This window comes from Actinoplanes sp. NBRC 103695 (genome assembly GCF_030269485.1).
In the GTDB taxonomy this organism is placed as follows: Bacteria; Actinomycetota; Actinomycetes; order Mycobacteriales; family Micromonosporaceae; genus Actinoplanes.
In genome coordinates this window covers 303,070-316,980 of the sequence record NZ_BSTL01000001.1, presented here as the reverse complement: position 1 = coordinate 316,980, position 13,911 = coordinate 303,070, and the positions used below count along the sequence as shown (strand labels likewise).

The following is a 13,911-nucleotide window of genomic DNA, read 5'->3' as shown; positions in this document are numbered from 1 at the left end:
TGGGACAAAATCCGTGGTGGATCATGACTTTGGGCGACTTGGCTCGGCCGGCATTCCCTGAGGGAAGGAATGCCATTCCGCGGGGCACGGTCAGGAAGGGAAGCTGCGGGGTGGAGGGCGACGCCGGCTCGACGGTGCCGCGGCGGCAGCTGGGGCGTTATCTGCGTCAGCTCAGGGAGCAACGCGGCATCACGGTCAAATCAGCCGCAGAGCATCTCGAGTGTTCCATTCAGAAGGTGTGGCGGATCGAGAAGGGCGCTGTTCCGGTTCGCGGGCCGGATGTGAAAGTTCTCTGCCAGTTCTACGAGGCGTCCGGCGAGATGGCCGAGGCACTTGCCGGGCTGGCCCGGGAGACGAAGGCGCGCGGCTGGTGGCAGTCGTACGGCGATGTGGTCCCGGAGTGGTTCGAGCTCTATGTCGGGCTGGAGGCGTCGGCCGCCCGGATCCGCAAGTTCGAGCCGGCCCTGATCCCGGGGCTGTTGCAGGCCCGGGCGTACATGGAGGCGGTGATCGCGGCCGAGCAGCCCACGATGACGCCGAGCGATCGCGAGGACCGTATCGCCTTGAAGCTGGAGCGGCAGGGGCTGCTGGCGCGGCATTTTCCGCCGCCGCCCCGGCTGGAGGTGATCGTGTTCGAGGGCGTGCTCTGGGCCGCTCCGGACATTCCCGGTGCAATGGCGCAACAACTGTGGCATCTGCTCAAGGCGAACGAATTGCCGCACGCCTCGGTCCGGGTGCTCCCGTTCGCCGCGGGGCCGCACCGCGCATCGGCGGCCGGCGCATTTACGATCTTGGAATTCCCGCCCGGTGATTCGGCGAAGGGCGAACCACCAACGGTTTACAGCGAATCGCTCACCGGCGCGCTCTATCTCGACAAACCGAAGGAGCTCGAGCGGTACGAGGAAGCGTGGTCGGATCTCGCCGAACGTGCACTCGATCAGCAACAATCAGGCGAGCTGATCCGACGGGTCGTCAAGGAGCTGAATGAACGTGAATGAAATCGATCTGACGGGTGCGGTGTGGCGTAAGAGCAACCGCAGCAGCGCCAGCGGCGACTGTGTCGAGGTGGCCCGCAACCTTCCGGGCCACGTCGCCGTCCGGGACTCCAAGGACCCGGACGGCGCCGCTCTGGTCTTCACGCACAGCGAGTGGACCGCCTTCGTGGGCGGGGTGAAGGACGGCGAGTTCGACTGAGCTCAGTGGGACTCGCGGGAGACCGCGGACCCACTGCCTCCCAGCAGGAACGTGCAGTCGGCCCCGGTGTCCGCCCCGGTGACCGTGTCGATGTAGAGACGCTCCCAGCCTCGTGCGGGCCTGGCCAGCGCCGAGACCATCGCCGGGGCGGGCTCCCTGGAAAGAAGCTCGTCGTCGGGCAGGTCCACGTCGATCCGCCGGGCCGGCACGTCCAGCACGATCCAGTCGCCGGTGCGCACCTTGGCCAGGGGGCCGCCGGCCGCGCCCTCCGGCGCCACGTGCAGGACGACCGTGCCGTACGCCGTGCCGCTCATCCGCCCGTCACAGATCCGGACCATGTCCCGGACGCCTTTCTGCAGCACCTTCTGCGGCAGCGGCATGTTGGAGACCTCGGGCATGCCGGGGTATCCCTTCGGCCCGCAGCCCCGCAGGATCAGCACCGAGTCCTCGTCGACGTCCAGCGCGGGGTCGTCGACGCGGGCGTGGAAGTCCTCGATCGAGTCGAAGACGACCGCCCGCCCGCGGTGCTGGAGCAGGTGCGGCGAGGCGGCGGCCGGTTTGATGATCGCGCCGTCGGGGGCCAGGTTGCCACGGAGCGTCGCGATCCCGCCGTTGGGCAGCAGCGGCGCGTCCCGCGTACGGATGACCTCTTTGTCCCAGATCTGCGCTCCGGCCAGCGAGTCGACGAACGGCTCGCCGGTCACCGAGATCGCCGACGGGTCCAGCAGGTCCTCGACCTCACGCAGCACCGCCGCCAGCCCGCCCGCCCGGAACAGGTCCTCCATCAGGAAGCGGCCGGAGGGCTGCAGGTCGACCAGGAACGGCACCTCGGCGGCGATCCGGTCAAAATCATCGAGCGTCAGGGGTACGCCGAGCCGGCCGGCGATCGCGAGCAGGTGCACGACCGCGTTGCTGGAGCCGCCGATCGCCGCCAGCGCGACGATGGCGTTGTGGAACGACGCCCGGGTGATCACCTGGCTGGGACGCCTGTCCGCGGTCACCATGTCGACGATGAGCCGCCCCGTGTCGTGCGAGCGGGCCAGCAGCCGGCTGTCCGGCGCCGGGGTGCCGGCGGTGCCCGGCAGGGTCGTTCCCAGCGCCTCGGCGAGCAGGCCCATCGTCGACGCCGTACCCATCGTGTTGCAGTGCCCCTTGCTCCGGATCATCGACGACTCCGACTCCAGGAAGGCGCCCTCGGACAGCGTCCCGGCGCGCACCTCCTCGGACAGCCGCCACACGTCCGTCCCGCAGCCGAGCGGCACACCCTGGAAGGTGCCGGTGAGCATCGGCCCGCCCGGCACCACGACCGCCGGCAGGTCGACCGACGCGGCCGCCATCAGCAGCGACGGGATCGTCTTGTCGCAGCCGCCGAGCAGCACCACGCCGTCGATCGGGTTGGCCCGCAGCATCTCCTCGATCGCCATCGCGGCCATGTTGCGCCACAGCATCGCGGTCGGCCGCACGTTGGTCTCGCCGAGAGAGACGACAGGCAGATTCAGGGGTACGCCGCCGGCGGCCCACACGCCCTGCTTGACGCTGTCGGCCACCTCGTTCAGGTGCGCGTTGCACGGTGTCAGGTCGGACGCCGTGTTCGCGATCGCGATCTGCGGCTTGCCGTGGAACGACGACCCCGGCGTGCCGCGCCGCATCCAGGCCCGATGGATGTAGGAGTTCCGATCGTCCCCGCCGTACCACTGGTTGCTGCGAAGTTCCGCCACGCCCGACCGCCTTCCGATCAACTCTTCTTGGACCCTACCGCCGGATTGTTGGCAAGCTAGGCCTCATGGTGGATCGATGGACCGCACAGAGGGCTTCGGAGCGGACGTTCCGGCTGGCCGAGGGACCGATCTGGGACGCGCCCCGCGGGCTGGTGCACTGGGTGGAGATCGAGGCCGGGGCGGTGCACACCGGACGGCTCACCGATCGGGGCGTCGAGCTCACCCGGACACGTCAGCTCGACAAGATGGTCGCGGCGATCACTCTCGGGCGTACCGGAGAAATGCTCGTGGCCGGCCAGGAGACCCTGCTGGTGGTCGACGCGGAGGGTGAGGTCACGCCCGGCCCGCGAATCCTGCCCGAGGGCAGCGGGCGCCGCCTCAACGACGGCAAGTGCGACCCGGACGGCGCGTTCCTGGTCGGCACCATGCAGCTGAGCGAGGAGCCCGGCGAGGACGAGATGCTGATCCGGGTCGGCGCGGACCGGTCGCTGACGACCGTCGACGCCGGGGTGGGGCTGAGCAACGGCCTGGCGTGGAGCCCCGACGCGAGCCTCTGGTACTACGTCGACACGGTGCCCGGCGAGATCTACGTGCGGGCCGGCAGCCAGGAACGGCACGTGTTCCTGCGGGACGACTGGGATCCGGACGGCATCTGCACGGACGCGGACGGCAACCTGTGGGTGGCGGTCTACGGGACCGGCGAGGTGCGGCGGTTCAGCCCCGAGGGTGTGCTGACCGGTGTGGTCGAGGTGGCCAGCCCCGAGGTGACCTGCCCCGTGTTCGTCGGCCCGGGCCTCGACCGGATGCTGATCACCGCCCGTGACGGCCTCTACCTGGTCGACGTCGGCGCGACCGGGCGGCCCGCCTTCGACTGGGCCGGGTTCCGCTAGATGCGCGCGTTCGTCGTCACCGGCCCCGGAAAGGCCGAGGTACAGGAGGTCGACCCGCCGGTCCCGCGTCCCGGCGAGGTGGTCGTCGACGTCGAACGGGCCGGCGTGTGCGGCACCGACATCGAGTTCTTCACCGGCGAGATGGCCTACCTGCACACCGGCGAGGCGTCGTACCCGGTGCGCATCGGCCACGAGTGGAGCGGCGTCGTCACCGCGGCGGGTTCCGCGGCCGACGAGTCGTGGGTGGGCCGCCGAGTCACCGGCGACACGATGCTCGGCTGCGGCCGCTGCGCCCGCTGCACGTCGGGCCGCCAGCACCTGTGCGCGGACCGCCACGAGATCGGCATCCGGCACGGCTGGCCCGGCGCGCTCGCCGCCCAACTGCCGGTTCCCGTACGGGCGCTGCACGAGCTCCCCGGCGAGGTCGACGCCACACTGGGCGCCCTGGTCGAGCCCGGCGGCAACGCGTTCCGGGCTGTCCAGGCCGCGAACCTCGCCCCCGGCGCCCGCGTCCTGGTCATGGGCCCCGGCACGATCGGCCTGCTCACGGCCTCCTTCGCCGCGGCGACCGGCGCCGAGGTCCACCTGCTCGGCCTGTCCCTGGCGTTCGCCCGCTCGCTGGGTTTCACCAACGCCTGGACAGCCGCCGACCTGCCCTCGCTGCCGTTCGACGCGGTGATCGACTGCTCGACGGCGGCGTCCCTGCCGGCCCGCGCGGTCGACCTGGTCGAGCCCGGCGGCCGCGTGGTGTTCATCGGCATCGCCGGCGAGCCATCCCTGGTGGACACCCGCCGGCTGGCCCTCAAGGACCTGACCGCGGTGGGCATTCTGAGTGCGTCGGGCGCGCTCGCCCAAACCATTTCCGCGTACGCCGCACAGGCCGTCGACCCGCGCCCGCTGGTCGCGGCAACCGTCGGCCTCGACGAGGCGGTCGCGGTCCTGTCCGGCCGACGCGACCCCGCCTGGGGCGACGCCCCGAAGGTCCACATCGACCCGCGCATCTGAACGGGGTGGGCGCTCGCCCGCGGCAGCGCTATGCCTACTCACCGTGACTGCCGCCGCTTGCGCCCGCCGGGTCGGGTAGCCAGGCTCCCGGGTGCCCACCCATCGTCACTGCCGCCTGTTGCGGCCCGGTGACGCCAAGCCCGGTTGCCAGGCGGCGGGGTGCCCACCCACCGTCACTGCCGCCACTTGCGCCCCACGACGCCAAGCCCGGTTGCCAGGCGCCCGGGTGCCCACCCACCGTCACTGCCGCCACTTGCGCTGGCTTCCGAGCTCGGCAGTGGTAGGAGCTGGCGGTATCCGGGCCTCGGACGCCGCACTGAGCTACCACTATCCGCGAGCGTGGTAGGCAGGAGCGCTATCCGGGCCGAAATACCGCCTCTTCCGACCACTCGTGACTGGTCCTACCACTCCTGGCCGGTCCTACCACCGCGCCCACGCCTCGGCCGCGAGCGGCGGCAGGAACAGTGAGCGGGCACCCCGCCGCCTGGCAGCCCGGCCCGACCATATGACCGGCGAAAGTTGCCGCAGCTAGGGAAGCACCCGCGAGGCCGGCAGCCGGCGGCCGACAGCCCGGCACGCGACACGCCGCACGGCGCGAGACAGCGCGGCGCGAGAGCCCGGCACGCGACAGCCCGGCGGGTCAGACCTGGCGGTCGCGGCCCGCCTGCACGCCGGCTATGACCTGCGGGATCATCAGGGCGACCATCAGCGTCAGGGGGACGCGCCAGCCGTCGGAGGCGTCGTGCAGGACGCCGATCAGAATCGGGCCGGGGATGGCGATCAGGTAGCCGACGCCCTGGCCGAAGGCGGACAGGCGGACCACCGTCGCCGGGGTGCGGCCGCGCAGCGTGATCATGGTCAGGACCAGCGGGAACGCGCAGTTGCCGATGCCCAGCAGGATGGCCCAGATCCACGGCGCGGCGGCCGGGTCCAGCCACAGGCCGCCGTAGCCGGCTGTTCCGGCCACGCCCAGCCCGAGGGCGATCAGGCTCTGGCTGCGGACGCGTCCGGCGTACGTGGTGACCACGAAGCCCAGCGGCACGCCCAGGAAGGACGTGACCGCGAAGAGCACGCCGGCGGTCTCGGCCGTCAGGCCGGCGTCGCGGTAGATCTGCGGCAGCCAGCCGATGATGACGTACGCCGACGTCGACTGCATGCCGAAGTACACGGCCAGGGCCCACGCCACCGGCTCGCGGATCACCCGCAGCGGGGGCGGGGCCGGCTGGTCGGCCGGCGCCACGGGGGCGCGGTCGCGGCTCAGCGCCAGCCACGGCGGCAGCGCCAGCACAGCGAGCACCGCCCAGGTGGCCAGGCCCAGCCGCCAGTCGTCGTGGAAGGCGCTGGTCAGCGGAACCGTGGCGCCGGCGGCGACCGCGGCGCCCAGGTTCAGCGAGAGCGAGTAGAGGCCGGTCACCATCCCGGTGCGGGACGCGAAGCGCTCCTTGACGATCATCGGGAGCAGCACGTTCACCACCGCGATGCCGCCCAGGGCCACGCCGCTGAACAGGACGAACGTGAGCGTGCTGGGGGCGTACGGGCGAATGGCGAGACCCAGCGCGAGGACCACCAGGCCGGACGCGACCACCGCGGCCGCGCCGAACCGCCGGGCGAGACGCGGAGCGGCGAAGCCGACCGACGCGAAACACACCACCGGCAGCGACGTGAGCAGACCGGCCACGGTGCCGCTCATGCCCAGGCCGGAGCGGATCTCGGCGAGCACCGGGCCGACGCTGGTGACGGCGAGGCGCAGGTTCACCGCGGCCAGCAGGATGGCGACCACCGCGACGACGCTGCCGGAGCGGATGTCCCGCTTCTGCTCGGTGACCACGAACTCATCATGTGCCCGGTGGTCGTTCGACGCGCGGTGTTGTGGCAGTGGTCACCGGCGGGTCCGGTCCTTACCGTCGTGCTAGAAATCCGGTATGACCCCCACACCCGAAGACCTGAACGTGCTCGAGGCTCTGCACACCACGCCCGCGCGCAGGTACCTGTCCACCGAGCCGATCCCGGACGAGATCATCTGGGAGCTGCTCGACGCCGCCGTGCGCGGGCCGTCCGGCGGGAACGCGCAGCCCTGGGCCTGGGTGGTGGTGCGCGACCCGGAGAAGAAGAAGCGGATCGCGGAGTTCTACCGGGAGGGCTGGCAGGCGATGTACGGCTCTCGCCGGGAGGAGCGTCTGGCCGGCGACGAGGTCGGCCGGCGCACGTTCCTGTCCGCCGAGCACCTCGCCGAGCATCTGGAGGAGGCGCCGGTCTGGATCATCCCGGCGCTGCTCGTGAAGCCGAAGTCGCAGAGCCCGCGGCTGGGCTCGTCGATCTACGGCGCGGTGCAGCAGCTCATCCTGGCGGCCCGGGCGTACGGGATCGGCGCGACCCTGACCACCCTGCACTCCGGCCGGGACGCGGAGACGCGCGAGCTGCTCGGCCTGCCGGAGGACTCGATCACGATGGCGCTGGTCCCGCTCGGGTACCCGGTGCGCGGCAACTGGTCGCAGCCGAAGCGCCGGCCGCTCGAGGAGGTCGTGCACTGGGACGGTTACGGCACCACCCGGTCACGCTAGGCGTTTCGACAGCTCGGCGAGGTTGCGGCGGTCCTCGGCGGCGGGCAGCCGGTCGCGGGGATGGTCCGGGTTGGTGTCCAGGACGACGTACTCGGCGCCCATCTCGATGAGCTGCCGGAAATCGCCGGCCACCTGGTCGAGGCTCCCGGTCCCGGGCGGGCGCGTGGGTGACGGGTCGTGGCCGGTCACCCGCGCGCGCATCCGCGGGCAGAACGCGACGCCCTCGGTGGCCGGGAGCCCGACCTCGCGGATCCAGTCCAGCGGTGCGTTGTTCGGATGCCAGGCGTCGCCGTGGGCTTTGGCGCGCCGCAGCACGCTGGGCGCGGTGCCACCCACCCAGATCGGCGTACGCCGGACCGGCCCGGTCGCCACGTCGCCGACCGTCTCCTGGCGCAGCGCGGCCCGGATGGTCGCCACGTACTCCTCGGAGATCCGGCCACGCGACGCGAAGTCCACGCCGAGGGCGGCGAACTCCTGCTCGGCCCAGCCGGCGGCCACGCCGAGGATGAACCGGCCCTCGGTGAAGTCGTGCAGGGCGGCGGTCATCGAGGCGGTGAGCAGCGGATGCCGGTACGGCAGGATCGTCACGGTCGTGCCGAGTTCCAGCCCGTCGGCGTACCCGGCCATCCACCCGAGTGTGGTGAACGGGTCGTAGAACGGCTGCGGGTACAGCTCGGCCACGTCCGGCGTGACGGCCACGTGGTCGGAGACCATGGCCAGCGCGAAGCCGTGCTCCTGCGTGAACCGCACCCAGTCGCGCATCTCCCCCGGCGACGCGGTCGGCCCGAAGTTGGGGATGTTCAGCCCGAGTTTCGTCACAGCTGCGCCAGATAGCGGTCGAAGGGCTCGTTCGGGTCTTCGACCTTTTCCTGTACGGCGGTGAAGCCGGCCGGAGCGGGCACCGGGTACCGGAGATCCGGGATGTCGGCGCCGGCCGCCGCGTACCAGATGACCGCGATCCCCGCCGAGATCGCCGCCGTCCGGCACATCTCGCACGGCTCGCAGCTCGAGTAGATCTCCGCCCCGCGCAGGTCGAGCGTCCCCAGTGTCCGGCAGGCGGCCCGCACCGCCTCGACCTCGGCGTGCGCCGACGGGTCGAAGTCCCGCAGCGCCGTGTTGACGCCGGTGGCCAGCACTTCACCGGCGCGCACCACGAGCGCCCCGAACGGCAGCTGCCCCGCGGCCGCGTTCTCCCCTGCCAGGTCGACGGCCCGCCGCAGCAGGCTCAGATCCGGTGTCATGCCCCAACCCTACGGTTCGGGTAGCCGCCGGTAGGGCCGGACAGGGGGCGTTTGATATGCCGCCGCCGCTGGAGCCCCGGAACGTCGATGGCGATCGGCCTGGCACTGCTGGGCGCGGGTTCATCGTGCCCGCGGTGGCGTCCCCGCCGGTGACCTCGGCGCCCGGACCACTCGCACCGGCGGCGCGCTCGCCGCGGCGGGGCCAGGGCCGGGCTGATCGGGATCTGGAAATCGCGGGCGTTGATCAAGCGCCGCCATGCTACGAACTCCGCATGGACGTTCCTCAGGAGCTGGCCGAGTGGCACGAACGGTTCTTCGGCGCGGCCGGCCGGGCCTGGATCGCCGCCCTGCCCGACCTGGCCGCGGCCGGCCTGCGTCGATGGAACCTCAGCACCGACGGTCCGGCGCGGTTCGGTGCGGTCGCGCTCGTGCTGCCGGTGCGGCTCACCGACGGCACGCCCGCGGTGCTGAAACTGCAACCGGTCAACGACGAAACGGCCGGCGAACCGGCCGCGCTGGCGGCCTGGCACGGCCACGGCGCCGTCCCCCTGCTCGCGTACGACCCGGCCACCGGTTCGATGCTGCTCGTCCGCCTCGACGCCGACCGCGACCTGTCGGCGATCCCTGACGACCTCGAAGCTCTGCGAATCCTCAGCGAACTGATGGCCGGCCTGCACTCGGTGCCGCCCCCGCCGGGGATCCGCCACCTCGGCGACATCGCCGCGGCGATGCTCGACCGTGTCCCGCGGACGCTCGCACTCGTCCAAGGCGAAGACCAGCGGCGCCTCATCGGCACCTGCGCCGCCGTCCTCGGCGACCTCGTCGATGAGCCCGGCGACCGCCTGCTGCATTGGGACCTGCATTTCTATAACGTTCTGGCCACCCTCGACGACCCCGGCCGCTGGCTGGCGATCGACCCCAAGCCCTTGGTCGGCGACCCCGGGTTCGACCTCCTTGCCGCCCTGCACAACCGCTGGGACGACGTGGTCGCCACGGGCGACGTACCGCGGGCCGTGCGTCGCCGTTTCGACCTGATGACCGAGATCCTGGGCCTCGACCGGCGACGCGCCGCCGGGTGGACGCTGGCCCGAGTCCTGCAGAACGCGCTCTGGGAGGCGGACAACGGCGCATCTTGGAGCACCGGCATCGACCGCGCGATCGCCGAAGCGGTCGGCCCTGTCATCCGGGGCCTGAACGCATCGTCTTGATCAGGTGACCCGGGTCAGCTCGGTGCTCCCGGATGCGATTCCGGTGCCCTCGAGGTCGATCGACGGGACGACCCGGCCGAGCCGCCGCGGCATCCACCACGCCGCCCTGCCGAAGAGCGACATCACCGCCGGAACCAGCACCAGCCGGACCAGGAACGCGTCCACAAGCACCCCCGCCGCGAGAGCGAACGCCATCGGGGCGGTCACCGTGTCGCCGCTGAAGACACCGGAGCCGAACACCCCGACCATGATCAGAGCCGCGGCTGTCACCACCTTGGCGCCGTGGGCGTAGCCGGCCACCACCGCCTGCTCGGCCGGCCCGCCTCTGCGGTGTTCCTCGTGCATGCCGGAGACCAGGAACACCTCGTAGTCCATCGACAGGCCGAACAGGACTCCGATCACGATCGTCGGCAGGAAGCTCAGCAGCGGACCGGCGGTGCCGACCCCGAACACGTCGCCCAGCCGGCCGAACTGGTAGACCGCCACTGTGCAGCCCAGCGCCGCGCCCAGGCTGAGCAGGAAGCTGATCGTGGCCTTCAGCGGTATCAGCACCGACCGGCAGACGACCAGCAGCAACAGGAACGCGAACGCGGCCACCAGACCCAGGTAGAGCGGCAGGGCGTGCAGCAGGTGGGCGGAGATGTCGATCGCCACCGCGGTCTGCCCGGTGACCAGCAGGGTGACACCGGGGACCAGCGCCGGCCGCCGCAGATCCTGAACCAGTGTCGTGGTCGCCGCCGCCGACGGCCCGCTGCCGGGCACCACAGTCAGAAGCACATCATTGCCCCGTACGCCGCTGGGCAGCACCGCCGCGACGCCGGCGATCGCCCCGAGCCGCGTCACCAGGGCTGCCTCGCCGGCCGGGGTGGGCGCGGCGGGGTACTGGGCGAGGACCAGCAGCGGCCCGTTGGCGCCGGGTCCGAAGCCCTCGGCGATCAGGTCGTACGCCTTGTGGTCGGTGGCGGTGGCCGGGCTGTTGCCGTCGTCGGGCAGGTCGAGGCGCATGCTCAGGACCGGCACCGCCAGTGCGCCGAGGACGAGCAGCGAGAGGATCACCGCGACGGTCCGGTGCCGCACGATGAACCCGGCCCACCTGCGGGCGTGGGGACGCGGCGGCGCAAGGGTGCCGGCGGCCAGCCGGCGGCGGGTCCGGCGGCCGAGCACGCGCATGCCGGCCAGGCCGAGCAGGGCCGGCGTGAGTGTCAGCGCCACCAGCATCGCGATCAGCACGGCGACCGCGGCGGACAGGCCCATCTGGGTGAGGAAACCGACCCGTACCACGGCCAGCCCGGCCAGCGCGATGATCACGGTCAGCGCGGCGAAGAAGACCGCCGAGCCGGCTGTACGGGTGGCCAGCACGATCGACGCCCGGACGTCGGGGGCGCCGGCCAGCAGTTGCTGACGGTGCCGGTTGAGCAGGAACAGCGAGTAGTCGATGCCGACGGCCAGGCCGAGCAGGATCGCCAGGGTCGGGGCGATCGAGGTCAGCGACACCAGAGCGGTGGCCGCGTGGATCACCTCGATCGAGATGCCCAGCCCGAGGATCGCGGTCACCAGCGACAGCCCGGCCGCGACCAGCGAGCCGAAGGTGACCAGCAGGATCGCCAGGGCGATCAGGATGCCGATCTCGGACGAGCTCGAGGACGGGACCGGTCTCGCCAGGTCCGACGAGGCCTCGACGTCGAGGCCGGCCGTGCGGGCCCGCGTCATCGCGGCGGCGATCCCGTCGGTCGTCGCGGCGGACGCCGGCGTGCCGGTCAGGCCCACCGTGAGGTAGCCGATCCGGCCGTCCGGCGACAGGGCCGGCGCCGCCGTGCTCCGCACTCCGGGCACCGCGGCCAGCGATCGGGCCAGCGTGTTCACGGCGGCCCGGTCGGCTGCGGTGAGCTTCGTCCCGGCCGGCGCGGCGAAGACGACCTTCCCGCCGTCGCCGCCGGCCCCGAACTCGCGCTCGACCTGATCCAGCGTCCGGGTGGACTGCAGGCCCGAGACGGTCAGCTCGGAGCTCAGCGGTTTGGCGAACGCGGCCGCCCCGCCGGCGGCGAGGACCAGGACCACCAGCCAGAGTCCCAGCACCAGCCATCGGCGCCGTACACAGAAGTCACCGATGCTTGCGATGATCGCAGCCACAGCGAGTCAGCCTCTCTCGATCGGCCGCGGCTGGTCCGCGGCCTTCGCCGCTGATCGTCGGCCGGATCGGGGCGGGGCAGCACCGTCCACGGGTGGGGACCCGGGTGGGGACCCGGGTGGGGATCCGGGTGGGGATCCTCAGGCCGTCCCGGGGTCGCGGCCCAGCGCGATGGCCACAGCGTGGCCCCGGTCGCGGGCACCGAGCTTGGCGAAGATCGCGTTGATGTAGCTCTTCACGGTCGGCACGCTGAGAAACAGCTCGCCGGCGATCTGGGCGTTGTTACGCCCGAGTGTGATCGCCTCCAGGACGTCCGCCTCGCGCGCGGTGAGTGCGGGGAACCAGTCCCGCACTCCGGTCGCCGCCGGCGGTGGTTCGGCGGTGAAGCCGCGGACCAGCCGGTCGGCGACCTCCTTCGCGAAGGTCGCCTGCCCGGACGCGACCGATCGGACCGCCGCGGCCAGTTCGGCCCGCCCGGCGTCCTTGGTCAGGTAGCCCCGCGCCCCGGCCCGCAGCGCTCCGGCCAGCGAGGCGTCGTCGGCGTACGTGGTCAGCACCAGTACCGCGGTCTCCGGTGTGGCGGCGACGATCCGCGCGGTCGCGCCGGTGCCGTCCAGACCGGGCATCCGCAGGTCCATCAGCACGACGTCGGGGCGGGTCTGCTCGGCGAGCAGCACCGCTTCCACGCCGTCCGCGGCCGCACCGACCACCTCGATACCGTCGGCCAGGCCGAGCAGGGTGACCAGGCCGTCTCGTACGGTGGCCTGGTCGTCGGCGACCAGGACCCGGATCACCGGGGCCCCCTGGGCAGCCGCAGGACGACCTCGAACGGCGGCCCGGCGCGGACCGTCATCGTGCCACCGGCTTCGGTGACCCGTTCCCGCATCCCGGTCAGCCCGTTCCCGCCGCCGGCCTGGCTGCGCGGACCGGCGGCCGCCGGCGTCGACGCCGCGACGGTCAACGTCTCCTCGCCCCAATCCAGGATCAAGTCCGCCGGTACGCCCGGCGCGTGCCGCCGCGCGTTGGTCAGCAACTCCTGCACCGCCCGCCGCAATGCCGTACGCCCGGCCGCGCTCAACCCGCCGTGGTCGACGGGGCCCCGCACCGCGACCACGCCGCCCAGCGCCCGATGCGCCGCGACGAGATCCGCCAGCACCGAGCCGACGTCCTCGTCGGGCGGCTCCCGCAGCGCGGACACCGCCTGCTTCGCCTCGTCGAGCCCGGAGAGGGCAAGCCCGCGGGCGGCGATGACCCGCTTGTGTGCCTCAGCCCCCTGCCCGGCCTCGAGCAGCGCGTCGACCGCCTCCAGCTGGACGACCAGTCCGCCGAGCGAATGGGCCAGCACGTCGTGCAGGTCGCGGGCGATCCGAGACCGTTCGCTCATCGCCGCCACCAGCGCCCGCTCCTGCTCGACGGCGACCCGTTCCTCCAGCAGCGCTCGAGTCCGGTCCTCCGCGGCCCGCCCCTGCCGGCGACTCAACCCGCCCAGGGCGCCGATCAGCAGGATCGAGACCGAGCTGACCAGCGTGGACCGCGGCACCGGGTCAACCAGCGGCGCCACGCCGGCCAGCACCAGCGCTACGGCCAGCCCCGCCGCGGCAACCCGCACCGGAAAGGCCGGGTTCCCGAACAGCACGAGCAGCGCGACGATCGCCGGCGCCATACCGACGACATCGGTGGCGCCGGCGACGAACGCACCCCCGGCAAGCATCAGCAGGTAGAGCCCGGCCCGGAAACGTGCGTGCCGCTCCGGCGTCCCGGTCGCCGCCGCCCAGGCAGCCCAGGTCACCCAGGCAGTGACCGCCAACAGGACCGGTGCGCCGTCCAGCGACCGTCTCGCGAGGTCGAGCCCCACCAGCACCAGGCCGACGGCGTTGAGCGCCAGCGGAAACCACACCTTGACCGGAAACCAGCTCACTCCGAGATCGTCGGCCATCGAGTTTCCGGCCGCCACCACCCAGGGGTG

13 protein-coding genes are annotated in these 13,911 nt (G+C 72.3%); 6 read left to right on the top strand and 7 right to left on the bottom strand.

The genetic code is table 11. The features are described from left to right. Positions 1-110: 110 nt before the first annotated feature. Together QSK31_RS01320 and QSK31_RS01315 are read left to right on the top strand one after the other, a co-directional pair. A complete protein-coding gene (locus QSK31_RS01320; protein ID WP_285680459.1) occupies positions 111-998 on the top strand; it encodes a helix-turn-helix domain-containing protein in 888 nt (295 codons plus the stop codon). Then, entirely contained in the window at positions 985-1,194 is a 210-nt protein-coding gene (locus QSK31_RS01315; RefSeq protein ID WP_285680157.1) for a DUF397 domain-containing protein, read from the top strand. The genes QSK31_RS01320 and QSK31_RS01315 overlap by 14 nt, the downstream gene beginning before the upstream one ends. A 2-nt stretch (positions 1,195-1,196) precedes the next feature. Here the strand turns inward: QSK31_RS01315 and QSK31_RS01310 are convergent, their stop codons facing one another. Further along, positions 1,197-2,912, bottom strand: a complete 1,716-nt coding sequence (locus tag QSK31_RS01310; RefSeq protein WP_285680156.1) for an IlvD/Edd family dehydratase — start codon at positions 2,910-2,912, stop codon at positions 1,197-1,199. Between the two features lie 65 nt (positions 2,913-2,977). On the opposite strand from QSK31_RS01310, the gene QSK31_RS01305 reads away from it, so the two are divergent. Then, a complete protein-coding gene (locus QSK31_RS01305; RefSeq protein WP_285680155.1) occupies positions 2,978-3,802 on the top strand; it encodes an SMP-30/gluconolactonase/LRE family protein in 825 nt (274 codons plus the stop codon). Beyond that, entirely contained in the window at positions 3,803-4,807 is a 1,005-nt protein-coding gene (locus QSK31_RS01300; protein WP_285680154.1) for a zinc-dependent alcohol dehydrogenase, read from the top strand. A gap of 640 nt (positions 4,808-5,447) precedes the next feature. Here QSK31_RS01300 and QSK31_RS01295 read toward each other — a convergent pair. After that, entirely contained in the window at positions 5,448-6,635 is a 1,188-nt protein-coding gene (locus QSK31_RS01295) for a CynX/NimT family MFS transporter (protein ID WP_285680152.1), read from the bottom strand. A 94-nt stretch (positions 6,636-6,729) separates the two neighbouring features. Between QSK31_RS01295 and QSK31_RS01290 the strand changes: the two genes are divergently transcribed. Further along, entirely contained in the window at positions 6,730-7,368 is a 639-nt protein-coding gene (locus QSK31_RS01290) for a nitroreductase family protein (protein ID WP_285680151.1), read from the top strand. Here the strand turns inward: QSK31_RS01290 and QSK31_RS01285 are convergent. Both QSK31_RS01285 and QSK31_RS01280 read right to left on the bottom strand, forming a co-directional pair. Then, positions 7,360-8,187 carry an LLM class flavin-dependent oxidoreductase gene (locus tag QSK31_RS01285; RefSeq protein ID WP_285680150.1) on the bottom strand — a complete coding sequence of 276 codons (828 nt, stop codon included), beginning with the start codon at positions 8,185-8,187 and terminating at the stop codon, positions 7,360-7,362. The two genes, QSK31_RS01290 and QSK31_RS01285, sit on opposite strands and share 9 nt — an antisense overlap. Next, positions 8,184-8,609, bottom strand: coding sequence for a nucleoside deaminase (locus QSK31_RS01280; protein WP_285680149.1), 426 nt, complete (start codon positions 8,607-8,609; stop codon positions 8,184-8,186). Before QSK31_RS01280 ends, QSK31_RS01285 begins: the two co-directional genes overlap by 4 nt. 272 nt (positions 8,610-8,881) lie before the next feature. Here QSK31_RS01280 and QSK31_RS01275 point away from each other — a divergent pair, with 272 nt between their 5' ends. After that, positions 8,882-9,817 carry an aminoglycoside phosphotransferase family protein gene (locus QSK31_RS01275; RefSeq protein WP_285680148.1) on the top strand — a complete coding sequence of 312 codons (936 nt, stop codon included), beginning with the start codon at positions 8,882-8,884 and terminating at the stop codon, positions 9,815-9,817. Here the strand turns inward: QSK31_RS01275 and QSK31_RS01270 are convergent, their stop codons facing one another. From QSK31_RS01270 to QSK31_RS01260, 3 genes are all read right to left on the bottom strand, one after another. After that, positions 9,818-11,947 carry an MMPL family transporter gene (locus QSK31_RS01270; protein ID WP_285680147.1) on the bottom strand — a complete coding sequence of 710 codons (2,130 nt, stop codon included), beginning with the start codon at positions 11,945-11,947 and terminating at the stop codon, positions 9,818-9,820. A 138-nt stretch (positions 11,948-12,085) separates the two neighbouring features. Then, a complete protein-coding gene (locus tag QSK31_RS01265; protein WP_285680146.1) occupies positions 12,086-12,739 on the bottom strand; it encodes a response regulator transcription factor in 654 nt (217 codons plus the stop codon). Next, complete coding sequence (locus tag QSK31_RS01260) at positions 12,736-13,863, bottom strand: sensor histidine kinase (protein ID WP_285680144.1); 1,128 nt, start codon at positions 13,861-13,863, stop codon at positions 12,736-12,738. Before QSK31_RS01260 ends, QSK31_RS01265 begins: the two co-directional genes overlap by 4 nt. Positions 13,864-13,911: the final 48 nt, after the last annotated feature.

Excerpts from the sequence above, each read along its gene's own strand:
- QSK31_RS01315 (WP_285680157.1), top strand. The coding sequence starts at position 985 with ATGAACGTGAATGAAATCGATCTGACGGGTGCGGTGTGGCGTAAGAGC.
- QSK31_RS01280 (WP_285680149.1), bottom strand. The coding sequence starts at position 8,609 with ATGACACCGGATCTGAGCCTGCTGCGGCGGGCCGTCGACCTGGCAGGG.
- QSK31_RS01290 (WP_285680151.1), top strand. The coding sequence starts at position 6,730 with ATGACCCCCACACCCGAAGACCTGAACGTGCTCGAGGCTCTGCACACC.
- QSK31_RS01305 (WP_285680155.1), top strand. The coding sequence starts at position 2,978 with ATGGTGGATCGATGGACCGCACAGAGGGCTTCGGAGCGGACGTTCCGG.
- QSK31_RS01275 (WP_285680148.1), top strand. The coding sequence starts at position 8,882 with ATGGACGTTCCTCAGGAGCTGGCCGAGTGGCACGAACGGTTCTTCGGC.
- QSK31_RS01300 (WP_285680154.1), top strand. The coding sequence starts at position 3,803 with ATGCGCGCGTTCGTCGTCACCGGCCCCGGAAAGGCCGAGGTACAGGAG.